The following is a 25,705-nucleotide window of genomic DNA, read 5'->3' on the forward strand; positions in this document are numbered from 1 at the left end:
CAGGGCCACCATGGATCGGGCTCTCAGGCCCAGGGACGGCGGGCCCTGGGCACGGCAGGCTTCTCGGTGTCGGCGAATCCGCCGGAACCAGCCACACCGACCTCTCGGGGGACTGCCATGTCCGAACCCTTCTTCCGGCGTCTGACCGGCCTCGCGGGCATCACCGCCGCGGTCGCCCTGATCATCGGAGTGCCGCTGTACTTCGTGTACTCGGGCCCGCCGCCGGACTCCAACGTCCTGTCCAGGCTGCTGGTCCAGATCGTCGCGCTGGCGTCCCTGGTGGTGTTCGTGACGGCCTTCCGCGAACTGGTCAGGCGGGTCAGCCCCGCGTACGACTGGGCCGGTTCCCTGGCCTTCGCCACCGGACTGGTCTATGCGACGGTCGTCCTGGTCTCCAGCGGCCTGGAGGCCGGCGAGGTCATCGCCACCGACCGTGCGATCGATCCGACGATCGAGGTCAGCGGCACGTACATCCTCTACGGGTCGATCTCCCGGCTGCTGCTGGCGCTCTTCCTGACCGTGGTGGGCCTCGTCCTCACCCGGGCGGAGCTGCTGCCGCGCTGGACCGGCCGGTCGGCGTACGTCCTCGCGGTCGTCAACCTGGCGTTCGTGCCGTCGCTGTTCTTCGGCAACGACCCCGCCGACTTCTACGCGGCGAACGGCTGGGGCTCGACGGCCTCGATGGGCGCTCTGCTCAGCTACTGGCTGCTGGCCGTCGGCGTCTCGGCGTACCGCAGCGCCGGGCGCCCCGCGCTCTCCCGCTGATCCCGCGACCACCGCGGGCGACGGTCACACGGCCGTCGCCTGCGGCGGCATGTTGTACGGCGTCACCACCTGGATCGCCGACGGCAGCGTCGGCCCCGCCGGGGGCAGGGCACCATGGGCGCGCATCACGGTGTGGCAGGCCTCGCGTACGTCCTGGCGCAGGTCGTGGTGGAGCACGGCGGACAGGCGGTGCTCGCGCAGCAGGCGGGTGTTGTCGTGGTCGAGGTCGTGCGCGACGAACACCGCGCACGCGCGGCCGAGGTCGTCGAAGGCCCGCAGCGTGGCGATGTTGCCGCCGCCGATCGAGTAGACGGCGCGGATGTCCGGGTCGCGTTCCAGGGCGGCCCGGACGAGGTCGTACTGGGTGGCGTCCAGCCCCTGCCCCTCGGCGATCTCGACCAGCGTGCGCTCGGGGTGCCGGGCGCGCATGACGCCGCGGAAGCCCATCTCGCGCTCCTCCTCGTTGCGGAAGAAGCCGCTGCTGAGGCTGGTGAGGATGTTGCCCGGGCGGTCGCCGAGCCACTGCCCCATCAGATACGCGGCCGTGGCGCCCGCCGCCCGGTCGTCTATGCCGACGTAGGCGAGGCGGGCGCTGGCGGGCAGGTCGGTCACCAGCGTCACGACCGGGATGCCGGCGGCTTCGAGGCGGCCGACCGCGGCGGTGACCTCGGGGACGTCGGGGGCCTTGAGGATCACGCCCTGCGAGCCGCGCCGGGCGATCCGGTCAAGGGTCCGCACCAGTTCCCCGACCGGGCCGGTCTCGCGGAAGTGGAAGCGGGAGCGCAGCACCGCCGGGTGCAGCGCCGGCAGCTCGGCCTCCAGGGCTGCCCGGATCGCGGTCGTGAAGCGCTCCGGCGCCTGCATGACGATGTCGACCATGAACGTCCGGCCCACGAGCCTGACCTGCGTGCGCTGCCGGTCCAGGTCCGCGATGGCCTGGTGGACCTCCCGTGCGGTGCTCTCGCGCACTCCTCCCCTGCCGTTCAGGACCCGGTCCACGGTGGCCTCGCTCAGGCCCGCCTGACGTGCGATCTCCCGGATCGGGAACGGGTGGCCCACGCCTCGCCTCCTTGAGGGGTTTTTGATGGCTCACTGCTGGTTGTTCGAGGGGTTTGTACTGACAAGAATGACAGGGCTGCGTCGGTCCGTGACCCTCGAAGGGACGACGATGTCCATCACTTCCCTCTCCCGCCGCGCCTGGCTGTCCGAGCACGACTGCGATCTCGACGCGTTCCGCGCGCTGGTCGAGCAGGCGACGGACCCCAGCGACTATCCGCACGCCTCCGCCGTCGAGCGGAACGTGCTGGTCTACGACTCCGGTCTGCTCGAAGGCGACCGGGTGGTCCAGGCCGAGCTGGTGCGGGCGCTCGCCGACGGGCCCGGCATCGTCGTCTTCCGCGGTGCCTTTCCCGACCCGGAGGTGGTGGACCGGGCCACCGCGGTGTTCGACGGGCTGATCGCCGAGCAGCGGGCCTCGGGCGCGACCGCCGGTGACCACTTCGCCGCGCCGGGCGCCAACGACCGGGTGTGGAACGCGCTGGAGAAGGCGGCCCTCTACGACGCGGAGGCGTTCGCCGACTACTACGCCAACGAGGTGCTCGCGCTGGTCGCCACGGCCTGGCTGGGCCCCGGCTACCAGGTCACCTCCCAGCTCAACGTGGTCAACCCGGGCGGCGCCGCCCAGACCGTGCACCGCGACTACCACCTGGGCTTCCTGTCCGGCGAGGTGGCCGCCGCCTACCCGGCGCACGTGCACCGCCTCTCCCCCGTGCTGACCCTCCAGGGCGCGGTCGCGCACTGCGACATGCCCGTGGAGTCCGGGCCGACGATGTACCTGCCGCACTCGCAGAAGTACGAGCCGGGCTATCTCGCCTGGCGGCTGCCGGAGTTCCGGGCGTACTTCGAGGCGCACCACGTGCAGCTGCCCCTCGCGAAGGGCGATGCGGTCTTCTTCAACCCGGCGCTGTTCCACGCCGCCGGCACCAACCGCTCGGCGGACATCCGGCGCATGGCCAACCTGCTCCAGGTGTCGTCGGCGTTCGGGCGGGCGATGGAGACGGTGGACCGGGAGGCCGTCGCCAACGCCGTGTACCCGGTGCTGCTGAAGCGCCGGGCCGAGGGTGCCGACCGGGCGTGGCTGGAGCGCGTGATCGCGGCGAGCGCCGAGGGCTACCCCTTCCCGACCAACCTCGACAGCGACCCGCCGGTCGACGGCCTGGCCCCGCCCTCGCAGGCGGATCTGCTGCGGCGGGCGCTGCGCGAGGACTGGACGCCGGAGCTGCTCCGGGCGGAGCTGCGGGCCGCCGCCGAACGACGAGAGAGCTGAGGAACTCCATGGGACTTCTCCACGACAAGGTCGTCCTGGTCAACGGCGGCAGCCAGGGCGTTGGCGCGGCCATCGCGCGGGCCGCGGTCCGTGAGGGGGCGGCCGTGGCCGTCACCGGGCGGCGTCCGGAACCCGGTGAGGCGCTGGTGGCCGAGCTGGCCGCCGCCGGGGGCAAGGCGATGTTCGTACGGGCGGACCTCGCGGACGCCGAGCAGGCGAAGACGTCCGTCGCCGAGGTCGTCGACGCGTACGGCCGGATCGACTGCCTGGTCAACTCGGCGGGGCTGACGTCCCGGGGGACGCTGCTGGACACCACGCCGGAGCTGTTCGACCAGCACATCGCGATCAACCTCAAGGCGCCGTTCTTCGCGATGCAGGCCGCCGTCGCGGACATGCTGGCGCGCAAGGCGCCCGGCACGGTCGTCAACATCATCACGTCGTCGGCGCACGGCGGGCAGCCCTTTCTGGCGCCGTACGTCGCCGCGAAGGCGGGCCTCGTCGGGCTGACCCGGAACGCGGCGCACGCGCATCGCTGGGACCGGGTACGGATCAACGGGCTGAACATCGGCTGGACGGCGACCGAGGGCGAGGACGCCACGCAGAAGGCGTTCCACGGGGCCGGGGACGACTGGCGGGAGGAAGCCGCCGCGAAGCTGCCCATGGGCAAGCTGGGCCAGCCGGACGAGATCGCCGACTTCGTCGTCTTCCTGCTGTCGGACCGGTCCGGGGTGGTCACCGGGTCGGTGATCGACTGGGACCAGAACGTGCTCGGCGGACTCGACTGAGACCCCTCGCAAGAAACCCTCCCCTCTCTAGGAGCAACACCCCATGCGTATCGGAATCCTCGGCCTCGGCCGTATCGGTGCCTTCCACGCCGAGACCCTGTCCGGGCTCGACGCCGTCGAGTCGCTCGTCGTCACCGACCCCTTCGCGGACGCCGCCAAGGCCGCCGCCGAGCGGTTCGGGGCCGATGTGGTGGACTCGCCGGAGGCGCTGCTGGCCGCCGGTGTCGACGGGATCGTCGTCGCGGCCGCCACGGACGCCCACCCGGCGCTGATCCTGGCCGGTGTCGAGGCCGGTGTTCCGGTCTTCTGCGAGAAGCCCGTCGCCAAGACCATGGCCGAGGGCGTGGAGGTGCTCAAGGCCGTCCAGGGCAGGGACGTGCCGATCCAGATCGGGTACAACCGCCGCTTCGACACCGGTTTCGTCAACGCCCGCGCCGCCGTGCGGAGCGGTGAGCTCGGCAAGCTGCACACGGTCCGCTCGACCACGCTGGACCCGGCGCCGCCGCCGGCCGCGTACATCGCCGCCTCCGGTGGCATCTTCCGCGACTGCTCGGTGCACGACTTCGACATCATCCGCTGGGTGACCGGCCGCGAGGTGACCGAGGTGTACGCCGTGGGCGGCAACCGGGGCGCCGAGTACATCAAGGAGGCGGGTGACGCCGACACCACCGGCGCGATCCTCACCCTGGACGACGGCACCATCGCGGTGGTCTCCAACTCCCGTCACAACGCCCGGGGTTACGACGTCCGCATGGAGATCCACGGCTTCACCGACTCCATCGCCGTCGGCCTGGAGGACAAGCTGCCGCTGCGCTCGGTCGAGCCGGGCGTGACCTTCCCGGCGGGCACCCCGCACGACTTCTTCATGGACCGCTTCACTGCGGCCTACCGCGCCGAACTGACCGCGTTCACCGAAGTCGTCGCCGGCAGCCGCCCCTCCCCCTGCACGATCGAGGACGCCCTGGAGGCGGGCTGGATCGCCGACGCGTGCACCCTGTCGCTGCACGAGCACCGCCCGGTGACCATCGAGGAGGTACGCCAGGCATGAGCGACAAGGGCCGGGAACCCCTGCGCATCGGTGTGCTGGGGGCCGCGCGGATCACCGAACGCTCCCTGATCGACCCGGCCCGGGCGACCGGCCACCGCCTCGTCGCGGTGGCCGCCCGCGACAGCGCCCGGGCCGAGGCGTTCGCCGCCGAGCACGGCGTGGAGCGGGTGGCCGGCTCGTACGCCGAGCTGGTGGCCGACCCGGAGGTCGACGTCGTCTACAACCCGCTCGCCAACGGGCTGCACGGACCGTGGAACCTGGCCGCGCTCGCGGCCGGCAAGCACGTGCTGTCGGAGAAGCCGTCGGCGAGCAACGCCGAGGAGGCGACGGAGGTGCGGGCCGCCGCGGAGAAGGCCGGGACGGTCTTCATGGAGGCCTTCCACTACCTCTTCCACCCGGTCACCCGCCGGCTGCACGAGCTGCTGGCCTCGGGCGAACTCGGCGAACTGCGGCACGTCGAGGCCATGGTCGCCATCGCCGCGCCGCCGGACACCGACCCGCGCTGGTCGCTGCCGCTGGCCGGCGGCGCCCTGATGGACCTGGGCTGCTACAGCCTGCACGCGCTGCGCGTCCTCGCCCCCTGGGCGGGCGGGCCGCCGCGTCTGGCCGGGGCCCGGGGCGGGGAGCGGGCCGGTGTCCCGGGGGTCGACGAGTGGCTGGACGCCGACCTGGAGTTCCCCGGCGGGGCCACCGGCGCGGCCCGCTGCCACATGGCGTACGACGGGCTGGACATGAGCATCCGGATCGTCGGCTCCCGGGGCGAGGCGACGGCCCCGAACTTCGTGCTGCCCCACCTGGACGACCGGGTCGTGGTCCGCACGCCGGAGGGCGAGCGCACGGAGCGGCTCGGCACGCGCTCGTCGTACACGTACCAGCTGGAGGCGTTCGCCGCCCGGGTGCGGGACGGCGCGCCGCTGCCGCTGGACGCGGACGACGCGGCGACGACGATGGAGCTCATCGACGCCTGTTACCGGCAGGCCGGCTTCGAGCCCAGGCCGCGGACGCGGGTCTGAGGCGCACCCGCGTGACAAGGGCCCGGGATGAACCCCGGGCCCTTGTCACCGTCACGCGTACAGCGCGGGTTTCTCGGCCAGTTCGACCTCGATGCGGCCGCCGTCCTCCAGGGCCCGGACGCCCGCCTCGCACACCGCCGCCGCGGCGTAGCCGTCCCAGACGCTCGGGCCGGTGACCTCACCGCGGCGGGTGGCGTCGACCCAGGCCTGGATCTCGCGGTCGTAGGCCGTCTCGAAGCGTTCCGTCCAGTCCTGCGCGATGGTGCCGCCCCAGCGGCCGGCCATGTGGGTGACCAGGGCGTGGCCGTCGCCGATGCGGGCGGTGCCGCGTTCGCAGACGATCTCGGCCTGGACCTGGTAGCCGAAGCCGCAGTTGACGAAGATCTCCACGTCGGAGAGGGCGCCGCCGTCCGTCTCGAAGACGACGAACTGCGGGTCGCGCAGCCCGTCGGGGGCGTTGGCGGACGGCGTCGGGCGCAGCACCGTGACGGCCGTGATCTCGTGGCCCAGCAGCCAGCGGGTGGCGTCGGCCTCGTGGGCGACGGAGTCGCTGATCAGCATGGAGCTGGTGAAGAAGGGCGGGCTGGCCACGTTGCGGTGCCGGTTGTGCAGCATCAGCGGCCTGCCCAGCTGACCGGTCGTCAACAGGGCCTTCAGTTTCGCGTACTCGGGGTCGTAGCGGCGCATGAAGCCGACCTGGACCCGGCGGTGGCCGAGGCGCAGTTCGGCGTCGAGGACGCGCAGGGCGGAGGCCGCGTCGGGGGTGAGCGGCTTCTCGCACAGCACGGGCAGGTCGCGCTCGAAGGCGGCGAGCAGGGTGGCCTCGTGGGCCGGGCCCGGGGAGGCGATCAGGACGGCGTCGACGCCGTCCGCCGCCAGTGCGGCGGCCGGGTCGGTGTGGGCGGTGCAGCCGCCGACGCGGGCGGCGACGGCCTTCGCGCGCTCCGCGTCGACGTCGGCGACGGCCACCACCCGTGCTCCGCTGGTGACTTCGTGGATGCGGCGCACGTGGTCGGCGCCCATCCGTCCGGTACCGATGACCGCGACTCCGAGTGGGGCGCGCTCCGTCATGGCCGTCCTTTCGGGTCGTCAGGCGCCGCAGGACCTCAGGAACTTGCGGGTGCGCACCGCGATGGGCAGCGGCTTGTCCGGCTCGCAGGGGTACATGTCCTGCTCGACGATGGCGAAGAGGTCCACGCCGAGGTTCTGCGCGGCCGCCAGGACCGGTCCCAGCTCGGGGACGCCGGCGGGCGGTTCGCACATCACACCGCGCGCGACGGCCGGGCCGAACGGGACCTCGTTCTTGACGACGTCGGCGAGGATCTCCGGGTCGACCTGCTTGAGGTGCAGGTAGCCGATGCGCTCGCCGTAGGTCTCGATGAGCTTGACGCTGTCGCCGCCGCAGTAGGCGTAGTGCCCGGTGTCCAGGCAGAGGTTGACGTGGTCGGAGTCGGTCGAGTCGAGGAACTGCTCGACGTGCTCCTCGGTGTCGATGTGGGTGTCGGCGTGCGGGTGGACGACGATGTCCAGGCCGTACCTGTCCTTCACCTCGCGGCCGAGGCGCTCCATGCCGGTGGTGAGGTTGCGCCACTGCTCGGTGGTGAGCTCCGGCGGCTCCAGGATCTCGGCGGTCTTGTCGTCCCGCCAGAAGGACGGGATGACGACGAGGTGCTTGGCGTCCATGGCCTGGGTCAGGGCCGCGACCCGGCTGACCTGCTCCCAGGTGGAGTCCCATTCGGACGGGCCGCGGTGCAGTCCGCAGAAGATCGTGCCGGCGGAGACCTGGAGGTTCCGCTTGGTCACCTCGTCGGTGAGCCGGGCCGGGTCGGTGGGCAGGTAGCCGTAGGGGCCGAGTTCTATCCAGGAGTAGCCGGCCTCGGCGACCTCGTCGAGGAAGCGTTCCCAGGGCACCTGCTGGGGGTCGTCGGGGAACCAGACGCCCCAGGAGTCGGGGGCGGAGCCGACCCGGATGCGGTCGAGCGCGAGGGCCATGTCAGGACTTTCCTTCCGAGGACGTGGCTACGGGAGCGGTGAGGTCCCCCTCCTCGGGGAGCTCTTCGACGTCGACGCCGCGGACCTGCGCCAACTCGTGCTTGAGGGAAGCGAGTTCGGCGCCACCGGCCATGTGGTTGGTCAGCTCTTCGAGGGAGACGTCGCTGCGGGAGGCGGACAGCTCCATGGTGCCCAGGCGCAGGACGCTGAAGTGGTCGCCGACCATGTAGGCGTGGTGGGGGTTGTGGGTGATGAAGATGACGCCGAGGCCCTTCTCGCGGGCGGCGGCGATGTACTTCAGCACCACGCCGGACTGCTTGACGCCGAGGGCGGCGGTCGGCTCGTCCAGGATGAGGACGCGGGCGCCGAAGTAGACGGCGCGGGCGATGGCGACGCACTGGCGCTGGCCGCCGGAGAGCGTGCCGATGGGCTGCTCCAGGTCGTCCAGGACGATGCCCATGGCGCGCAGCTCCTCGTCCGCGGTCTTCTTCATCCGCTCGATGTCGAGACGGCGCAGCGGCCAGGGGCCCTTGGTCATCTCGGAGCCGAGGAAGAAGTTGCGCCACACCGGCATCAGCGGGACGACGGCGAGGTCCTGGTAGACGGTGGCGATGCCCTTGTCGAGGGCCTCGCGCGGGGTGGAGAAGCGCACCGGTTCGCCGTCGACGAGGAACTCGCCCTCGGTGTGCTGGTGCAGCCCCGAAATGATCTTGATGAGGGTGGACTTGCCGGCGCCGTTGTCGCCGAGGACGCAGGTCACCTTGCCGGGGTGGACCTCGAGGCTCACGCCGTGCAGGGCGCGGATGTTGCCGTAGGACTTGCCGGCGCCGCGGAGTTCCACGAGGGGGCGGTCCCCGGCGGGCGGAGTGTCCTTCAGGACGGCACCGTGGGTGCCGGTTTCGTTGCTGGTCATCGCGGTCACCTCCGGGTCGCCGTGCGCTGGACCCACAGATTGATGAGGACGGCGCCGAGGAGCATCACGCCGAGGAAGGCCTTGAACCAGTCCGGGTTCCAGCCGGCGTAGACGATGCCCTGCTGCACCATGCCGAACATGAAGGCGCCGAAGACCGGGCCGATCGCGGAGCCGTAGCCACCGGTCAGCAGACAGCCGCCGATGACGGCCGCGGCGATGTAGATGAGCTCCTGGCCCACGCCCTCGCCGGACTGCACGGTGTTGAAGGAGAACAGCTGGTGCATGCCGACGAACCAGGCGCCGAAGCCGACCAGCATGAACAGGGAGATCTTGGTGAACGTCACGGGCACGCCGACGGCCCGCGCGGAGTCCTTGTTGCCGCCGACGGCGAAGATCCAGTTGCCGTACTTGGTGCGCAGCAGCACCCAGGTCGCCAGCGCGGCGAACACCAGCCACCACACCACGGTGATCTTGACGTTGACCCCGCCGACCTCGAACGTCGAGGCGAAGAGCTTCTGCGCCTGGGTGAAGCCGTCCATGTCGCTGATGTCGTCGGTGGCGACGTTGCCGGTGACCAGCTTGGTCACCGCGAGGTTCACACCCTGCAGGATCAGGAACGTGCCGAGGGTGACCAGGAAGCTCGGCAGGCCCGTCTTGACGAGCATCCAGCCGTTGAAGGCGCCGATGGCCAGCGAGACGAGCAGGGCGACGATGACGCCGACCCAGACGTTCATGGTCAGCTGGTAGCTGAGCATCGACGCGGTCAGCGCCGAGGTGATCACTGCGACACCGGCGGACAGGTCGAACTCGCCGCCGATCATCAGCAGCGCGACCGGCAGGGCCATGATCCCGATGGTCGACGACTGGTACAGGATGTTCGCCATCGAGCTGCCGTCGCGCACGGGCGGCGCGGCGAACAAGAAGAACACGAGCACGGCGACGGCGCCGAGGAAGACACCGACCTCGGGCCGGGCGAGCAGCCGCAGGGCGAGCGGGCGCTGCCGGGTCCGGCCGTCGGACTGCTTCTGGCCGGGGGCCGGCGGTGTGTCCACCGCCGGCGCAGCCTGTTGGGTCATGCTCATCACCGGGTGCCCTTCGCGGCGAACTCCCCGATCTTGTCGACGTTGGACTTGTCGACGAAGGCCGGGCCGGTCAGCACGGGCTGCTCGCCGCCGCCGCTGTAGTTGCCGTTGTTCTTGTAGAGCCACAGGCCGTCGACGGCCAGGTAGCCCTGGAGGTAGGGCTGCTGGTCGACGGCGAACTGGATGGAGTCGTTCTTGATGGCCTTGATGAGGTCCTTGTTGAGGTCGAAGGTGGCGACCTTCGCCTTGCTGCCGGCGTCGGAGACCGACTGCACCGCGGTCAGCGCGAAGGGCGCGCCGAGGGTGACGACGTAGTCGATCGACGGGTCCTGCTTGAGCTTGGCGGTGATCGTCGACTTCACGGACGGCATGTCGGTGCCGTTGACGTTCTGCGGGTCGACCTTGCCCTCGAAGGTCTTGGCCACGCCGTCGCAGCGCTGCGTCAGGCCGACGTTGCCCTGCTCCTGCATGACGCAGAGGACCTTCTTGGCGCCGACCTCGTTCAGCTTCTTGCCGAAGGCCTCGCCCGCGACGGACTCGTCCTGGCCGAAGAACTCCAGCAGGTTGAGCTTCTTCCAGTCGCTCAGGCCGGAGTTGAGCCCGACGACGGGTATGCCGGCCTTCTCGGCCTTGCCTATGACGCCCTTGAGCGCGTCCGGCTTGGCGAGGGTGACCGCGATGCCGTCGACCTTCTGGTCGATCGCGTTCTGGACCAGGTTGGCCTGGTTGCCCGCGTTCGGGTCGGCGGAGTAGACGAGCTTGATGTTGTCCTTGGCGGCCGCGGCCTCCGCGCCCTTGCGGACGGTGTCCCAGAAGGTGTCACCGGGCGCCTGGTGGGTGACGAGGGCGACGGTCATACGGGGCGTGGTCGCCTTGCCGGCGGAGGCGTTCGCAGCGCCTTCCTCGGACTTCTTGCCCCCGGAACTGCTGGAGCAGCCGGCGAGGGTCAGGGCCGCCGCTGCGGCCACGGCGACGACGGGCGCGAACCTGCGGGAGCGGGGGTGAGAAGAGCGGTCCATCTTTCCTGGCACCTCACTGTGCTACTGCGGGGGAAAGGAAGGGATCACGAAGGGATCCGTGGTCCCGGAGCCTTACGGAGTCCGGATCATGATGCCGCAAACCGACTGTTGCGATGGCACGGGATACAAGCCCCTGCCGCGCCCGCTGTCAATACTTTGTTAAGACATCATTTCACAAGCAGGTCCGAATGTAAGTACAAAGTATTGACAGCGCTGCCCTCCGGGACCTACACCTGGGGGGCGGCAGGTCCCGTGGATCCACGCCCCCACCGTGTCAGGGCGCCCCGGAGCCCGCATCCCCAGCTTCCCGAGGAGGTCGCGCATGGCCGAGCCAGCCCAGTATTTCGATGTGATCACGATGGGCCGCATCGGGGTCGACCTCTATCCCCTGCAGACCGGCGTGCCCCTGGCCCAAGTGGAGACGTTCGGGAAATTCCTGGGAGGTTCCGCGGCCAATGTGGCGGTCGCCGCGGCCCGCCTCGGACGCCGCACGGCCGTGATCACGCGCACCGGCGACGACCCCTTCGGCTCGTACCTGCACGAGGAGCTGCGGGGCTTCGGCGTCGATGACCGCTGGGTCACCCCGGTCGCCGCGTACCCGACGCCGATCACCTTCTGCGAGATCTTCCCGCCGGACGACTTCCCGCTGTACTTCTACCGCCGTCCCAAGGCCCCGGACCTGGAGATCCACACCGACGAGCTGGATTTCTTCGCGATCCGCGGGGCCCGGATCTTCTGGATCACCGGCACCGGCCTGAGCGAGGAGCCCAGCCGCTCCGCCACGCTCGCCGCCCTCAAGGCCCGCGACAAGTCCGGGATCACCGTCTTCGACCTCGACTGGCGCCCGATGTTCTGGGGCGACCCCGAGGAGGCCCGCCCGTACTACCGCGAGGCCCTGCGCCACGCCACGGTCGCGGTCGGCAACCTCGACGAGTGCGAGATCGCCACCGGCGTGCGCGAGCCGCAGGCCTGCGCGGACGCCCTGCTGGAGGCGGGCGTGGAGCTGGCCGTCGTCAAGCAGGGGCCCAAGGGCGTGCTGGCCGTGCACCGGGACGGCACCCGGGCCGAGGTGCCGCCGGTGCCGGTCGAGGTCGTCAACGGCCTGGGCGCCGGTGACGCCTTCGGCGGTTCGCTCTGCCACGGCCTGCTCGCCGGCTGGGAGCTGGAGCGGACCATGCGCCACGCCAACGCCGCCGGCGCCCTCGTCGCCTCCCGCCTCGCCTGCTCCTCCGCGATGCCCACCGAGTCCGAGGTCGAGGACCTCCTCGCCGGGGTGCCGTCGCCGAGCCCGAGCCACTGAAACGGAGCCCTCCTTGAACATCGGCATCCCCGACCTCACCACGGTCAGAGCCCGGCACCCCGAGGCCGTCGCCGAGGCGGCGGCCCGCCGGGCGCGCCGCCCGCTGATCGGCGACAGCGGCCGGCTGATGATCGTGGCCGCCGACCACCCGGCGCGCGGTGCCCTCGGGGTCGGCGACCGGCGGCTGGCCATGGCCCACCGCGCGGACCTGCTGGAGCGGCTGTGCACCGCGCTGGCGCGGCCCGGCGTCGACGGGGTGCTCGCCACCGCCGACATCCTGGAGGACCTGCTCCTGCTCGGCGTGCTGGAGAACAAGGTCGTCATGGGCTCGATGAACCGCGGCGGCCTCGCCGGGGCCGCCTTCGAGATGGACGACCGCTTCACCGGCCACCGCGCCGAGGACATCGCCCGCCTCCGCTTCGACGCGGGCAAGCTCCTGGTCCGCATCGACTACGACGACCCGGGCTCGCTCACCACGCTGGAGTCCACCGCCCGGGCGATCGACGCCATGGCCGCCCACCGGCTCCCCCTGTTCGTCGAGCCGTTCCTCTCCCGGCGCGTCGACGGCAGGGTCCGCAACGACCTGTCCGCCGAGGCCGTCACCAAGTCGATCGCGATCGCCTCCGGCCTGGGCGGCACCTCCGCCTACACCTGGCTGAAGCTCCCCGTCACCGACGACCCGGACGACATGGCCGAGGTCCTGGAGACCTCCACCCTGCCCGTCGTCCTGCTCGGCGGCGAGGTCGGGGACGACCAGGAGGGCGCCTACGAACGCTGGCGCAAGGCCCTGCGGCTGCCCACCGTCCAGGGCATGGTCGTCGGACGGTCGCTGCTCTACCCGGCCGAGGGCAGCGTGGAAGAAGCGGTGGACACGGCCGTCGGCCTGTTGTGATCCCGGAGGATGCCATGACGTACCACCTTCCCGCCGGCAAGGCGCTCGGCGGCCCCTACGTCGTCGACGTCACGCCCGAGAAGGCCGGCTGGGGCCACTCGAGCCTGCGGGTGCTGGAGCTGCCGCCGGGCGGCTCCCACACCTTCGACACCGGCGACAGCGAATGGATCGTCGTCCCGCTGAGCGGTGCCTGCACGGTCGCGTCCGCCGACGACTTCGGCCAGGACACCTTCGAGCTGCACGGCCGCCCCGACGTGTTCAGCGCGGTGAGCGACTTCGCCTACGTGCCGCGCGACGCCCGGACGACCGTCACGTCCGCCGCGGGCGGCCGGTTCGCGCTGACCGGCGCGCGCTGCACCCGCCGCCTGCCCGCCCGCTACGGACCGGCCTCCGAGGTGCCGGTGGAGCTGCGCGGCACCGGGAACTGCTCACGGCAGGTCAACAACTTCGGCGCGGCCGGGGTCTTCGAGTGCGACAAGCTCATCGCGGTCGAGGTGATCACCCCGGGCGGCAACTGGTCGTCGTTCCCGCCGCACAAGCACGACGAGCACCGGCCGGGCGAGGAGTCCGTGCTGGAGGAGATCTACTACTTCGAGTTCGCCGGCCACGACGGCGTCCCCGGCCTCGGCTACCAGCGCGTCTCCCCTTCCGGTCCCGGCCGGGACACCGACGTGCTCGCGGAGGTCCGCGACGGTGACGTCGTCCTCATCCCGGACGGCTGGCACGGCCCCTCGATGGCCACGCCCGGCCACCACATGTACTACCTCAACGTCATGGCGGGCCCGGAGGCCGAGCGCGCCTGGCTGATCTGCGACCACCCCGACCACGCCTGGGTCCGCGACACCTGGCCGGACCAGCCGGTCGACCCCCGGCTCCCCCTCTACACCGCCCCGGAGACCTCCGTATGAGCGCCCGCACCCGCCGCCTCACGACCGCCCAGGCCCTGGTGCGGTTCCTGTCCGCCCAGTACACCGAGCGGGACGGCGTGCGCCGCCGCCTGATCGCCGGGACCTGGGGCATCTTCGGCCATGGCAACGTTGCCGGGGTCGGCCAGGCGCTGGTCGAGTACGCCGACGTGATGCCGTTCCACCAGGGCCGCAACGAGCAGTCCATGGTGCACGCGGCGGTGGGTTACGCCCGGCAGCTCAACCGCCTGTCCGCGCAGGCGGTGACGACCTCCATCGGCCCGGGCGCCACCAACCTGGTCACCGGCGCCGCGCTCGCCACGATCAACCGCCTGCCGGTGCTGCTCCTGCCCGGCGACTACTTCGCCACGCACTCCGCCGACCCGCTGCTCCAGCAGCTGGAACACCCGGTCGAGGCCGACGTGTCCGTCAACGACACCCTCCGCCCGGTCTCGCGCTACTTCGACCGGATCACCCGCCCCGAGGCGCTGATCCCCTCGGCGCTCCAGGCGATGCGCGTGCTGGCCGACCCGGCCGAGACGGGAGCGGTGACGCTGGCCCTCCCCCAGGACGTGCAGGCGGAGGCGTACGACTGGCCGGAGGAGTTCTTCGCCGAGCGCGTGTGGTCCGTACGGCGTCCCGCGCCGGACCCGGTGGAACTGACCGCTGCCGTCGAGGCGATCCGGTCGGCCGAACGCCCGTTGATCGTGGCGGGCGGCGGCGTCCACCACAGCGAGGCCGAGGCGGCGCTGAAGGCGTTCGTCGAGGCCACGGGCATCCCCGTCGCCTCCACCCAGGCGGGCAAGGGCTCGCTGCGCCACGACCACCCCGCCGACCTCGGCGGCATCGGCCACACCGGCACGGCCGTCAGCGACGACCTCGCCCGCACGGCCGACCTCGTGATCGGCGTCGGCACCCGCTACACCGACTTCACGACGGCCTCCGGCACGCTCTTCCAGCACCCGGACGTGCGGTTCCTGAACCTCAACGTCACCGGCTTCGACGCGCACAAGCTGGCGGCGCGCACGCTGGTCTGCGACGCGCGGACGGGTCTCGAACAGCTCCTGGAGGCGCTCTCCGGCCACCGGGTGAACGAGGACTACGTCGCCGAGTACCGCGCCGGGAAGGCCCGCTGGGACGAGGTCGTCGAGGCCGCCTACCGCGCCGCCGACGACAGCGCCGTCCCGACCCAGACGCAGGTGCTCGGCGCGCTGGACGCCGCCGTCGGCGACGACGACGTGGTGATCAACGCGGCCGGGTCCCTCCCCGGCGACCTGCACAAACTGTGGCGCTCCCGCAGCCCGCGCCAGTACCACCTGGAGTACGGCTACTCCTGCATGGGCTACGAGATCCCGGCCGGCATCGGCGTCCAGCAGGCCGCCCCCGGCACCCCGGTGTGGGCACTGGTCGGCGACGGCACCTACCTGATGATGCCGACGGAGATCGTCACGGCCGTCCAGGAGGGCCTGCCGCTCAACATCGTCCTCATCCAGAACCACGGCTACGCCTCCATCGGCGGCCTGTCGGAGGAGACCGGCGGCGAACGCTTCGGCACCGCTTACCGCTTCCGGGCCGCCGACGGCACCTTCACCGGCGCCCCGCTCCCCGTCGACCTGGCCGCGAACGCCGCGAGCCTCGGCATGGACGTCCTGCGCGCCAAGACCGTGCGCGAGCTGCGCGAGGCCCTGGCGGCGGCCCGCGCCTCCGACCGGCCGACCTGCGTCTACGTCGAGACCGACCCGGCCCCGACCGCACCCCCGGCGGAGGCCTGGTGGGACGTGCCGGTCGCCGAGACCGCCTCCCGCGAGGCGGCCGTCGAGGCCCGCGAGCGCTACGACCGCCAGGTGGCAGACCGCCGCCGCCACCTCTGACCCCCTCCGTTCCTCCCCGGCTCCCCGAAAGGCCCGTGCGCACCATGAAGACCATCACCCACTGGATCGACGGCAAGCCCGTCGAAGGCACCTCCGGCCGGTTCGGCCCCGTCTACAACCCGGCCACCGGCGCCCAGGAGAAGCAGGTCGCCTTCGCGACCGTCGACGAGGTGGACGCCGCGGTCGCCTCCGCCAAGGCCGCCTTCGAGAGCTGGGGCCAGTCCTCCCTGGCCAAGCGCACGGCGATCCTGTTCAAGTACCGCGAGCTGCTGGACGCGCACCGCGACGAGATCGCCGAGCTGATCACGGCGGAGCACGGCAAGGTGCACTCCGACGCGCTCGGCGAGGTCGCGCGCGGCATGGAGATCGTGGAGCTGGCCTGCGGCATCTCGGTCCAGCTGAAGGGCGAGCTGTCCACCCAGGTGTCCTCCCGGGTCGACGTCGCCTCGATCCGCCAGCCGCTGGGCGTGGTCGCGGGCATCACCCCGTTCAACTTCCCGGCGATGGTGCCGATGTGGATGTTCCCGCTCGCCATCGCGTGCGGCAACACGTTCGTGCTGAAGCCGTCGGAGAAGGACCCGTCGGCTTCCTTCCGGCTCGCCGAACTGGCCACCGAGGCAGGCCTGCCCGAGGGCGTCCTGAACATCGTGCAGGGCGACAAGACGGCCGTGGACCGCCTCCTGGAGCACCCCGACATCGAGGCGGTGTCCTTCGTCGGCTCGACCCCGATCGCGAAGTACATCCAGCTCAAGGCCGTTGAGCACGGCAAGCGCGTCCAGGCCCTCGGCGGCGCCAAGAACCACATGCTGGTGCTGCCCGACGCCGACCTCGACCTCGCCGCCGACCAGGCGATCAACGCGGCGTACGGCTCGGCGGGCGAGCGCTGCATGGCCGTGTCGGTGGTGGTCGCGGTCGGCGACACGGGCGACGAACTGGTGGCGAAGATCGCCGAACGGGCCAAGGCCCTGCGGATCGGCCCGGGCACCGACCCGGCGTCCGAGATGGGCCCGCTGATCACCCGCGAGCACCGCGACAAGGTGGCCTCCTACGTGGCGTCGGCCGCCGAGCAGGGCGCCGAGGTCGTCGTCGACGGCACGGGCTTCTCGGTCGACGGCCACGAGGACGGCTTCTTCCTCGGCGTCTCCCTGCTCGACCGGGTGCCGCTCACGGCGGACGCGTACCGGGACGAGATCTTCGGCCCGGTCCTGTGCGTGGTCCGCGCCGAGACCTACGACGACGCGATCAAGCTGATCAACGACTCGCGCTGGGGCAACGGCACCGCGATCTTCACCCGGGACGGCGGCGCGGCCCGCCGCTTCCAGCTGGAGGTCAAGGCCGGCATGGTCGGCGTCAACGTGCCGATTCCGGTCCCCGTCGGCTACCACTCCTTCGGCGGCTGGAAGGACTCCCTCTTCGGCGACCTGCACATCTACGGCAACGACGGCATCGCCTTCTACACCCAGGGCAAGGTCATCACCACGCGCTGGCCCGACCCCTCCGACGGCGGCATCAACCTCGGTTTCCCGAGCAACACCTGACACCCGGAGGGGGGTTCGTCCATGGGGAAGACCGGTGACCGGGCCCGCACCGCGCCCGCACCCGCACTCAGCGCGCTGGACTTCACCCTGGACCGGGGCAGTCCCGTGCCGCTGTACTACCAGCTCGCCCAGCAGCTGGAGGCGGCGATCGAGCACGGGGCCCTCGCCCCGGGCGACCTCCTGGGCAACGAGGTCGACCTCTCCGTCCGCCTCGGCCTGTCCCGCCCCACCGTCCGCCAGGCCATCCAGTCCCTCGTCGACAAGGGACTGCTGGTCCGGCGGCGCGGCGTGGGCACGCAGGTGGTGCACAGCCAGGTCAAACGCCCCCTGGAGCTGAGCAGCCTCTACGACGACCTGGAGGCGGCCGGCCAGGCCCCGACGACGCAGATCGTGCGGCACGAGGCCGTCCCGGCGTCCTGCGACGTGGCGGCCGCGCTCGGCGTCCCCGAGGGCAGCGAGGTCACCGCCCTGGAACGGCTGCGCCACACCCACGGCCGCCCGGTGGCCCTGCTGTGCAACTACCTCCCGCCGACCCTCCTGGACCTCGACGACACCCGCCTGGAGTCGACGGGCCTGTACCGGATGATGCGCTCGGCGGGCATCACCCTGCACAGCGCCCGCCAGACCATCGGCGCCCGCGCGGCGACGCCGGAGGAGGCGGCCCTCCTGGACGAGGAGCAGGGCGCGGCCCTGCTCACGATGGAGCGCACGGCGTACGACGACACCGGGCGGGCGGTGGAGTACGGGAGGCACATCTACCGGGCGTCGCGGTACACGTTCGACTTTCAGTTGCTGGTCAGGGCTTGACCGGAGTCCGAACTCGGGTGCAAAGTCGTATATATACACCGTAAACATACGGTTTTGCGCACCCGTCGCGGGAGTCTGGCATGGCCCGCAGGAACCAGTCGCCGACCGCTCGAGGAGCCGGATCCTCTTGGGCTCCCTCGACCGTCCTCGTCACGGGCGGGGCCGGTTTCATCGGCAGCCACACCTGCGTGGAACTGCTCGACCACGGCTACGAAGTGATCGTGATCGACAACTACTCCAACAGCACCCCGCAGGTGTTCGCCCGGGTGGAACGGATCGCCGGCCGCTTCGTCGGCGCGGTCTACGAGCTGGACATCCGTGATCGGCGCGCCCTCTCGGCCGTCTTCGACCGACACTCCGTGGACGCCGTCGTGCACCTCGCGGCGCACAAGTCGGTGAGCGAGTCGGCCGCGATGCCCGTCGAGTACTACGACACGAACGTCGGCGGCACCACGGCACTGCTGCGCACCATGCACGAACACGGCGTGCACCGAATGGTGTACTCCTCCTCCTGCTCGATCTACGGCGACGCGGAACCCGGCCCGATCGCCGAGACCGCCCCGGCCCGCCCCACCAACCCGTACGCGGCCTCCAAGTGGCTCTGCGAGCAGATCCTCGCCGACGTCTGCGACCGCCGCCCCGAGTACACGGTGCTGTGCCTGCGGTACTTCAACCCGGCCGGCGCCCATCCCAGCGGCCTGCTCGGCGAGGACCCGCGCGGCACGCCCGACAACCTCATGCCGTACGTCGCCCAGGTCGCCGTCGGCCGCCGGGAACGGCTGCACGTCTTCGGCGACGACTACCCCACGCCCGACGGAACGGCGATCCGTGACTACCTCCACGTCCTGGACACCGTGGAGGCGCACCGCCTCGCTCTCGATCATGTCGCCGACGCCCCGGGCATGCATGTGTACAACCTCGGCCTCGGCAAAGGCAGTTCGGTCCTGGAGGTCGTCGCCGCGTTCTCCGAGGCGTGCGGCCGGAGCATTCCGTACGAGGTCGCGCCCAGGCGGCCGGGGGACGTCGCCGAACTCGTCGCCGACGCGACCCCGGTGGCCCGCGCCTGGAGCTGGCGTCCCATGCGTGACCTGTCCGACATGTGCCGCGACGCCTGGCACTTCCAGCAGCTCAACCCACACGGCTACGGCGATTCCGCCCGACGGCCGAACAGCAAGCACTGATCAGCCCCCGTCGATCAGCCCCCGTCCGGATCAGCGACGTGATGCGGGACGGACACCGGGTGGTGCCGACAGGGCGAACGCCGTTTCGACCAGGGCGAGGTGACTGCACGCCTGTGGAGCGTTGCCGAGTTGGCGGCCCGACTCCGGGTCCCATTGCTCGGCCAGCAGCCCGACGTCGTTGCGGATGGCGAGGACGCGCTCGAACACCTCCTGGGCCGGCCCCGGGTGGCCGGTCGCGGCCAGGGCGTCGGCGTACCACAGCGAGCACGCCACGAAGGCACCCTCCCGGCCGGGCATTCCGTCCCCACCGGGGCCGTAGGGCGCGAACCGCCGCACGAAGCCGCCCTGGCCGAGTCCGGACATCGCGCGGACGGTGCCCCATACCCGCTCGTCGCGGGCCGGAAGGAAGCCGACCCGGGGAATCAGCAGGGCCGAGGCATCCAGCGCCGAAGAGCCGTAAGCCTGTACGAAGGACCGCCGGTCCCCGTCCCAGCCGTGCCGACAGACCTGCCGGTGCACCTCCGCGCGCATGGCCCGCCACTCGCCCGACGACCCGGTGCGGCCGAGCAGCCGCCCCATGCGAAGGGCGCGGTCCGCGGCCACCCACGCCATCACCTTGGAGTGCACGAACTGCCGCCGCGGCCCCCGTACCTGCCACAGTCCCTGGTCGGGTTCCCGCCAGTGCCGTTGCAGAAAGCCCATCAGGGCCTCCACGAGTTCCCACACATGGGCGGGCATGGGGATACCGGCCCGCAGCGACAGGCAGAGCGTGTCCAGGACCTCGCCGTAGACGTCCAGCTGGAACTGGCCCACCGCCGAGTTCCCGAACCGCACCGGACGGGATCCCTCGTAACCGGCGAGCCACGGCGCCTCGGTCTCGGGCATCAGCCGCTGCCCGGCGACGCCGTACATGGTCTGCAGGTCGTCGGGGTCGCCCGCGATGGCCCGGACGAGCCAGTCCAGCCAGGCCCTGGCCTCCTCCCGGTAGCCGCTGCGCAGCAGGCAGGACAGGGTCAGCGTGGAGTCGCGCAGCCAGCAGTACCGGTGATCCCAGTTGCGGGTACCACCGATGCAGCCCGGCAGCGAGGTGGTCGGCGCGGCCACGATGCCGCCGGTAGGCGCGTAGGTGAGGGCCTTCAGGGTGATCAGGGACCGCACCACGGCCTCCCGCCAGGGCCCTCGGTAGCGGCACTGGGCGCTCCAGCGCCGCCAGAAGCCGGCGGTCTCCTTCAGCGACGTCTCCGCCGGGACGGACAGCGGCGTCGGTGGCTCGGGCTGGTGCGAGGGCGACCATGTCAGCGTCAGCGCCAGCCGCCGGCCGGCTTGGACGGTGACATCCCAGACCGTGGCGTCCACGCCACCGTTCACCCGCACCGGGCCGTCGGTGTCCAGCCAGACGGCATCCGGCCCGGCGACCGCGACGGTGCAGTGTCCGTCGCCCCTCACCCACGGCACGACGCGGCCCTGGTGGAAACGCAGCCGCAGTTCGCTGCGCATGCACACGGAACCCGACAGACCCTCCACCATGCGGACGACGCAGGGCAGTTGTGTCCGGGGCGGCATGAAGTCGGTGACCCGGGCCGTCCCGGTCGGGGTCTCCCACACGGTGTCCAGGACCAGCGTGTCGGGCCGGTAGGCGCGGCGGGTGCAAGCACCACCGGCGACGGAGCCGACGGGTGCGATCCGCCAGAAGCCGTTGGCCTCGGTGCCCACCAGGGCCGCGAGGCAGGCCGGCGAGTCGAACCGGGGCAGACACAGCCAGTCGACGGAGCCGTCCCGGCCGACCATGGCGGCTGTCTCCAGGTCGCTGATGAGGGCGTAATCCTCGATGGGTGGGCTCATGGCTGGTCCTCAAGGCCTCCTTGGCAATCAGGGCAGGAGAGGCAACCTGTCCTGCCGGTCCGCCCGCCGCTGCAGCGGCTCCCACCAGGAGCGGTGCGTCCGGTACCAGGCGACGGTCTCCGTGAGCCCCGTGGCCAGGTCCTTGAGCGGTACGAACCCGAGTTCCGTGCGGATCTTCGTGGAGTCGACCGAGTAACGCCGGTCGTGACCCTTGCGGTCCTCGACGAACCGCACGTCCGCCCAGTCGGCGCCGCATGCGTGGAGCAGCAGCCCGGTCAGGTCCAGGTTGGACAGTTCGTCACCGGCGCCGATGTTGTAGATCTCGCCCGGCCGACCGCGGGTGCGGACGAGTTCGATACCGCGCACGTGGTCGTCGACGTGGATCCAGTCGCGGATGTTGTGGCCGTCGCCGTACAGCGGCACCGGCCGGCCGTCCAGCAGCCGGGTGATGAACAGCGGGACGATCTTTTCGGGGTACTGGTGGGGGCCGTAGTTGTTGGAGCACCGGGTGACGCGGACTTCCAGACCGTGCGTGCGGTGGTAGGACAGCGCGATGAGGTCCGAGGCGGCCTTGGAGGCGGAGTAGGGCGAGTTGGGCCGCAGCGGGTCGGTCTCCGGCCAGGAGCCGTCGCGGATGGAGCCGTACACCTCGTCGGAGGAGATGTGGATGAAGATCTTCGGTGCGTGCCGCAGGGCCGCGTCCAACAGGGTCTGGGTGCCCAGGACGTTCGTCCGGACGAAGACGCCGGCTCCGAAGAGGGAGCGGTCGACGTGCGTCTCGGCGGCGAAGTGCACGATCTGGTCGTGAGCCGCCACCAGTTCGTCGACGAGGTTCGCGTCGCAGATGTCGCCCCGGACGAACGCGAAGCCGTCGGCGGCGCGGACGTCGGCCAGATTGGCGGGGTTGCCTGCGTACGTGAGCTTGTCGAGCACGGTCACCGCGACGTCGGGCGGACCGTTCGGGCCGAGCAGCGCGCGGACGTAGGCCGAGCCGATGAAGCCGGCTCCGCCGGTCACCAGGATGCGGGTCGTGGTCATGACGGGATCTGCACCTTGCTGTGATCGCCGAGCACGAGCCGGTGTACGGCAGGGGTGCGCGGAGCGGGGGTCACCTCGACGTCGTGGCCGATGAGAGAGACCTCGACGCGGTGGGTGCCGCTGACGGTCGAGCGCCCCAGCACGATGGAGTACTCGATCTCGCTGTCCTCGATGCGGCAGTTCTCGGCGATCGAGGTGAACGGTCCCACGTAGGAGTCGGTGATGACGGTACCGGCGCCGATGACGGCGGGACCGACGACACGGCTGCCGAACACCTTGGCCCCGTCCTCGATCCGGACCCGGCCGATGATCTCGCTCGCCGCGTCGACGCTGCCGCCGGTCCACGGCTCGACGCTCTCCAGGACCGACCGGTTGACCTCCAGCATGTCGGTGACGTTGCCGGTGTCCTTCCAGTAGCCGGAGATCGTCGTGGCACGCACGTCCCGGCCGGCGTCGATCAGCCACTGGATCGCGTCGGTGATCTCCAGCTCGCCGCGCCTGGAGGGCCGTATGGCACGCACCGCCTCGTGCACGGCCGCGGTGAAGAGGTAGACGCCGACCAGGGCGAGGTCGCTGCGGGGCTGCCGGGGCTTCTCCTCCAGGCCCACCACGCGGCCCGCCGCGTCCAGTTCGGCGATGCCGAAGGATGCGGGTTCGGAGACATGGGTCAGCAGGATGCGGGCGTCGGGACGTTCGCGGCGGAAGTCGTCGACCACGCCGGAGATGCCGCCGACGATGAAGTTGTCACCGAGGTACATCACGAAGTCGTCGTCGCCGAGGAAGTCCCGGGCGATCAGCACGGCGTGGGCCAGACCGAGCGGCGCCTCCTGGTGGAGGTAGGTCACGTCCAGGCCGAAGCGGGAACCGTCGCCGACGGCCGCCCGGATCTCCGGTGCCGTGTCCCCGACGATGATGCCGGTCTCCCGGACCCCGGCGGCGGCGATGGCCTCCAGGCCGTAGAAGAGGACGGGTTTGTTGGCCACCGGGACCAGTTGCTTGGCCGAGGTGTGGGTGATGGGGCGGAGCCGTGTGCCGGCGCCGCCGCACAGGACGAGTGCTTTCATGAGGGCCACCCCACTGCGTAGGAATCGGGAGGCGGTACGGACGTGTCCGACCGCGCGGCGAACCAGGCGACGGTGCGGCGCAGCCCTTCTTCCAGCGGCACCTGCGGCTGCCACCCGAGTGTTTCGAAGGCCCGCGTGATGACGGGGCGTCTGCGGACGGGGTCGTCGACGGGCAGCGGCAGGAAGCACAGTCCGCTGTCGGAGCCGGTGATCATCAACACGAGCTCCGCGAGCTCCCGCACGGTCCGCTCGCAGGGGTTGCCGAGGTTGACCGGGCCGGGCAGATCGGCATCCACCATGGCCAGCAGACCCCGGACCATGTCGTCGACGTAGCAGAGGCTGCGGGTCTGGCCGCCGTCCCCGAAGACGGTCAGCGCCTCCCCGTCCAGGGCCTGCGTGACGAAGGTGGACACCACCCGTCCGTCGTCCGCGCGCATCCGCGGGCCGTACGTGTTGAAGATCCGCACGATCCCGGTGTCCGCGCCCCGGCTGCGCCGGTAGGCCATGGTGAGGGCCTCGGCGAAGCGCTTGGCCTCGTCGTAGACGCTGCGGGGCCCGACGGGATTGACGTGCCCCCAGTAGTCCTCGTCCTGCGGGTGTATCTCCGGATCTCCGTAGACCTCGCTGGTGGACGCCAGGACGAAGCGGGCCCGGTGCCGGACCGCCAGCTCCAGCAGGTTCTCGGTGCCCCGGCTGCCGGTGGCCAGCGTCTGCAGCGGGCGGCGGGCGTAGTCGAGCGGGGAGGCCGGACTTGCCAGGTGCACCACGGCGTCGACGTCGCCGTGGACCCTCAGCGGGTCGGTCACATCGCCCGGGATGCATTCGAATCCGGGCTTGCTCATCATGGGAGCGAGGTTGAGCACCCGGCCCGAGGAGAAGTTGTCCAGGCAGCAGACCCGGTCCCTCCGGCGCAACAGCGCTTCGCACAGATGGGACCCCAGGAAGCCGCTCCCGCCGGACACCACGACGCGCATGATCTCTCTCCCGCCAGTCAGCCGAGGTTCGGTCTGCCCGGCGCGCACAGCGTCCAGCCCGCGGCGCACCAGTCCGCCGGGTCGAGGGTGTTGCGCGCGTCGACCAGGGCCGGGGTGCGCACCACCGCGGCCAGGGCCACGGGGTCGATCTCCCGGTACTGGGGCCATTCGGTCAGGTGCAGGACGACATCGGCCTGCTCGCATGCCTTGGTCACGTCCAGTGCGAACTGGAGCGCGGGGTACGCCGCCCGGGCGTTGTCGATCGCCTCGGGGTCATGGACGCGGACCTGTGCTCCCCTGCGGCGGATCGCGTGCGCCACGGCGAGCGCCGGCGAGTCCCGGACGTCGTCGCTGCGGGGCTTGAAGGCGGCGCCGAGGACCGCGACGTTCCGATCCGTGAAGGTCCCGCCGAGGGCCTTCTGCGCGAGGGCGATGGTGCGTTCACGCTGACGAGTGTTGATCTCGTCGATCTCGTGGAGGAAGGCCACCGACTCGCCCAGGCCGAGTTCCTCGGCCCGCGCGGCGAAGGCCCTGATGTCCTTGGGCAGGCAGCTGCCGCCGAACCCGAGCCCCGGGGCCAGGAACCGAGGGCCGATACGGGAGTCGGCGCCCATCGCCCGGGCGAGGGTGAGCACGTCCGCGCCCGTGGCGTCGCAGATCTCGGCCATGGCGTTGATGAAGGAGATCTTGGTGGCGAGGAAGGAGTTCGAGGCCCCTTTGACGAGTTCGGCGGTCGCGGTGTCGGTCACGATGAACGGTGTGCCGGCCGCCAGGAGAGGCGCGTAGACGGCCCGCAACCGCGCTTCGGCGTGCTCCGAGCGGACGCCCACCACTATGCGTTCCGGCCGCAGGGTGTCATGGATCGCGCAGCCCTCACGCAGAAACTCCGGGTTCCAGGCGACGTCGGCAGCGGGGGCGACGGCGTGCAGGAGCCCGGCCAGCCGGGCGGCGGTCCCGACGGGCACCGTGGACTTGCCGACGACCAGGACTTCTTCGTATCCGCTGTCGTGGAGATACGGGGCCAGACCGTCCCTGACGGCCTCGAAATCCCTGAGATCGGAGGCACCCGAACCAGGCTGCTGCGGGGTGCCGACGCAGACGAAGTGGGTGTCGGCGAACCACGCGGCTTCGACCAGTGACGTGGTGAAGCGCAGTCGGCCCGTGTCGACCATCCGCTTGAGCAGGCCGGGCAGGCCGGGCTCGTAGAACGGTGGCCGGCCGGCGGCGAGGGCGCCGATCCGCTCCGCGTCGATGTCCACGCCGAGCACTTCGTGCCCGATCTCCGCCATGCAAGCGGCGTGGACCGCCCCTACGTATCCGGTACCGATGACAGTCAGGCGCATGTCGGTC

At 71.3% G+C, this 25,705-nt stretch carries 23 protein-coding genes; 12 read left to right on the forward strand and 11 right to left on the reverse strand.

Translation table 11 applies throughout. From position 1 onward, the window contains the following. The first annotated feature begins 117 nt into the window (after positions 1 to 117). Positions 118 to 765 carry a hypothetical protein gene (locus ACSUPV_RS04760; protein ID WP_382609965.1) on the forward strand — a complete coding sequence of 216 codons (648 nt, stop codon included), beginning with the start codon at positions 118 to 120 and terminating at the stop codon, positions 763 to 765. 24 nt (positions 766 to 789) lie between these two features. On the opposite strand, the gene ACSUPV_RS04765 is transcribed toward ACSUPV_RS04760, so the two are convergent. Further along, positions 790 to 1,824: a LacI family DNA-binding transcriptional regulator gene (locus ACSUPV_RS04765; protein ID WP_436946988.1), complete on the reverse strand. Its 1,035-nt coding sequence runs from the start codon at positions 1,822 to 1,824 to the stop codon at positions 790 to 792. Positions 1,825 to 1,933: 109 nt separating this feature from the next. Here ACSUPV_RS04765 and ACSUPV_RS04770 point away from each other — a divergent pair, with 109 nt between their 5' ends. Genes ACSUPV_RS04770 through ACSUPV_RS04785 form a run of 4 tightly spaced genes read left to right on the forward strand, consistent with a single transcriptional unit; the run spans position 1,934 to position 5,937 of the window. After that, positions 1,934 to 3,091, forward strand: a complete 1,158-nt coding sequence (locus ACSUPV_RS04770) for a phytanoyl-CoA dioxygenase family protein (RefSeq protein WP_436946989.1) — start codon at positions 1,934 to 1,936, stop codon at positions 3,089 to 3,091. Positions 3,092 to 3,099: 8 nt separating this feature from the next. After that, positions 3,100 to 3,876, forward strand: coding sequence for an SDR family oxidoreductase (locus ACSUPV_RS04775; RefSeq protein WP_031112889.1), 777 nt, complete (start codon positions 3,100 to 3,102; stop codon positions 3,874 to 3,876). Positions 3,877 to 3,919: 43 nt separating this feature from the next. Further along, positions 3,920 to 4,924 carry a Gfo/Idh/MocA family protein gene (locus ACSUPV_RS04780; RefSeq protein WP_436946990.1) on the forward strand — a complete coding sequence of 335 codons (1,005 nt, stop codon included), beginning with the start codon at positions 3,920 to 3,922 and terminating at the stop codon, positions 4,922 to 4,924. Then, positions 4,921 to 5,937, forward strand: a complete 1,017-nt coding sequence (locus ACSUPV_RS04785; protein ID WP_436946991.1) for a Gfo/Idh/MocA family protein — start codon at positions 4,921 to 4,923, stop codon at positions 5,935 to 5,937. Before ACSUPV_RS04780 ends, ACSUPV_RS04785 begins: the two co-directional genes overlap by 4 nt. Positions 5,938 to 5,988: 51 nt before the next feature. Here the strand turns inward: ACSUPV_RS04785 and ACSUPV_RS04790 are convergent, their stop codons facing one another. Genes ACSUPV_RS04790 through ACSUPV_RS04810 form a run of 5 tightly spaced genes read right to left on the reverse strand, consistent with a single transcriptional unit; the run spans position 5,989 to position 10,943 of the window. After that, a complete protein-coding gene (locus ACSUPV_RS04790; protein WP_037770413.1) occupies positions 5,989 to 7,008 on the reverse strand; it encodes a Gfo/Idh/MocA family protein in 1,020 nt (339 codons plus the stop codon). 18 nt (positions 7,009 to 7,026) lie between these two features. Further along, positions 7,027 to 7,929 carry a sugar phosphate isomerase/epimerase family protein gene (locus ACSUPV_RS04795; RefSeq protein ID WP_031112882.1) on the reverse strand — a complete coding sequence of 301 codons (903 nt, stop codon included), beginning with the start codon at positions 7,927 to 7,929 and terminating at the stop codon, positions 7,027 to 7,029. Between the two features lies 1 nt (position 7,930). Beyond that, a complete protein-coding gene (locus ACSUPV_RS04800) occupies positions 7,931 to 8,842 on the reverse strand; it encodes an ATP-binding cassette domain-containing protein (protein ID WP_031112881.1) in 912 nt (303 codons plus the stop codon). A gap of 5 nt (positions 8,843 to 8,847) precedes the next feature. Then, the gene (locus tag ACSUPV_RS04805) at positions 8,848 to 9,924 is read right to left on the reverse strand and encodes an ABC transporter permease (protein WP_037770422.1); all 1,077 of its coding nucleotides are present in this window, start codon (positions 9,922 to 9,924) and stop codon (positions 8,848 to 8,850) included. Next, positions 9,924 to 10,943, reverse strand: coding sequence for a sugar ABC transporter substrate-binding protein (locus ACSUPV_RS04810; RefSeq protein ID WP_037770424.1), 1,020 nt, complete (start codon positions 10,941 to 10,943; stop codon positions 9,924 to 9,926). Before ACSUPV_RS04810 ends, ACSUPV_RS04805 begins: the two co-directional genes overlap by 1 nt. A 322-nt stretch (positions 10,944 to 11,265) precedes the next feature. On the opposite strand from ACSUPV_RS04810, the gene iolC reads away from it, so the two are divergent. The 7 genes from iolC (at position 11,266) to galE (ending at position 19,437) form a co-directional block, all read left to right on the forward strand. Beyond that, positions 11,266 to 12,243: a 5-dehydro-2-deoxygluconokinase gene (gene iolC / locus ACSUPV_RS04815; protein ID WP_382609984.1), complete on the forward strand. Its 978-nt coding sequence runs from the start codon at positions 11,266 to 11,268 to the stop codon at positions 12,241 to 12,243. Positions 12,244 to 12,256: 13 nt separating this feature from the next. Beyond that, positions 12,257 to 13,135 carry a Cgl0159 family (beta/alpha)8-fold protein gene (locus ACSUPV_RS04820; RefSeq protein WP_031112871.1) on the forward strand — a complete coding sequence of 293 codons (879 nt, stop codon included), beginning with the start codon at positions 12,257 to 12,259 and terminating at the stop codon, positions 13,133 to 13,135. A gap of 14 nt (positions 13,136 to 13,149) precedes the next feature. Continuing rightward, positions 13,150 to 14,043 carry a 5-deoxy-glucuronate isomerase gene (iolB, locus tag ACSUPV_RS04825; protein ID WP_031112869.1) on the forward strand — a complete coding sequence of 298 codons (894 nt, stop codon included), beginning with the start codon at positions 13,150 to 13,152 and terminating at the stop codon, positions 14,041 to 14,043. Then, complete coding sequence (iolD, locus tag ACSUPV_RS04830) at positions 14,040 to 15,911, forward strand: 3D-(3,5/4)-trihydroxycyclohexane-1,2-dione acylhydrolase (decyclizing) (protein WP_037770432.1); 1,872 nt, start codon at positions 14,040 to 14,042, stop codon at positions 15,909 to 15,911. The genes iolB and iolD overlap by 4 nt, the downstream gene beginning before the upstream one ends. A 44-nt stretch (positions 15,912 to 15,955) precedes the next feature. Continuing rightward, entirely contained in the window at positions 15,956 to 17,449 is a 1,494-nt protein-coding gene (locus tag ACSUPV_RS04835) for a CoA-acylating methylmalonate-semialdehyde dehydrogenase (RefSeq protein WP_436946992.1), read from the forward strand. Positions 17,450 to 17,470: 21 nt separating this feature from the next. After that, positions 17,471 to 18,256 (forward strand): GntR family transcriptional regulator, encoded by a 786-nt coding sequence (locus tag ACSUPV_RS04840; protein WP_031112854.1) that lies wholly within the window; start codon positions 17,471 to 17,473, stop codon positions 18,254 to 18,256. Positions 18,257 to 18,336: 80 nt separating this feature from the next. Next, entirely contained in the window at positions 18,337 to 19,437 is a 1,101-nt protein-coding gene (gene galE / locus ACSUPV_RS04845) for a UDP-glucose 4-epimerase GalE (protein WP_436946993.1), read from the forward strand. A 30-nt stretch (positions 19,438 to 19,467) separates the two neighbouring features. Here the strand turns inward: galE and ACSUPV_RS04850 are convergent, their stop codons facing one another. Genes ACSUPV_RS04850 through ACSUPV_RS04870 form a run of 5 tightly spaced genes read right to left on the reverse strand, consistent with a single transcriptional unit; the run spans position 19,468 to position 25,698 of the window. Next, complete coding sequence (locus ACSUPV_RS04850) at positions 19,468 to 21,279, reverse strand: glycoside hydrolase family 15 protein (RefSeq protein ID WP_037770434.1); 1,812 nt, start codon at positions 21,277 to 21,279, stop codon at positions 19,468 to 19,470. Positions 21,280 to 21,306: 27 nt separating this feature from the next. After that, on the reverse strand, positions 21,307 to 22,317 hold the full coding sequence (gene rfbB / locus ACSUPV_RS04855) for a dTDP-glucose 4,6-dehydratase (RefSeq protein WP_037770437.1): 1,011 nt from the start codon (positions 22,315 to 22,317) through the stop codon (positions 21,307 to 21,309). Then, positions 22,314 to 23,381, reverse strand: coding sequence for a glucose-1-phosphate thymidylyltransferase (locus ACSUPV_RS04860; protein ID WP_037770439.1), 1,068 nt, complete (start codon positions 23,379 to 23,381; stop codon positions 22,314 to 22,316). Before ACSUPV_RS04860 ends, rfbB begins: the two co-directional genes overlap by 4 nt. Then, on the reverse strand, positions 23,378 to 24,355 hold the full coding sequence (locus tag ACSUPV_RS04865) for a UDP-glucuronic acid decarboxylase family protein (protein WP_078651158.1): 978 nt from the start codon (positions 24,353 to 24,355) through the stop codon (positions 23,378 to 23,380). Before ACSUPV_RS04865 ends, ACSUPV_RS04860 begins: the two co-directional genes overlap by 4 nt. Positions 24,356 to 24,372: 17 nt before the next feature. Continuing rightward, entirely contained in the window at positions 24,373 to 25,698 is a 1,326-nt protein-coding gene (locus ACSUPV_RS04870; RefSeq protein WP_037770614.1) for a UDP-glucose dehydrogenase family protein, read from the reverse strand. Positions 25,699 to 25,705: the final 7 nt, after the last annotated feature.

Source organism: Streptomyces sp. SudanB52_2052, assembly GCF_964272415.1.
GTDB lineage: Bacteria > Actinomycetota > Actinomycetes > Streptomycetales > Streptomycetaceae > Streptomyces > Streptomyces olindensis.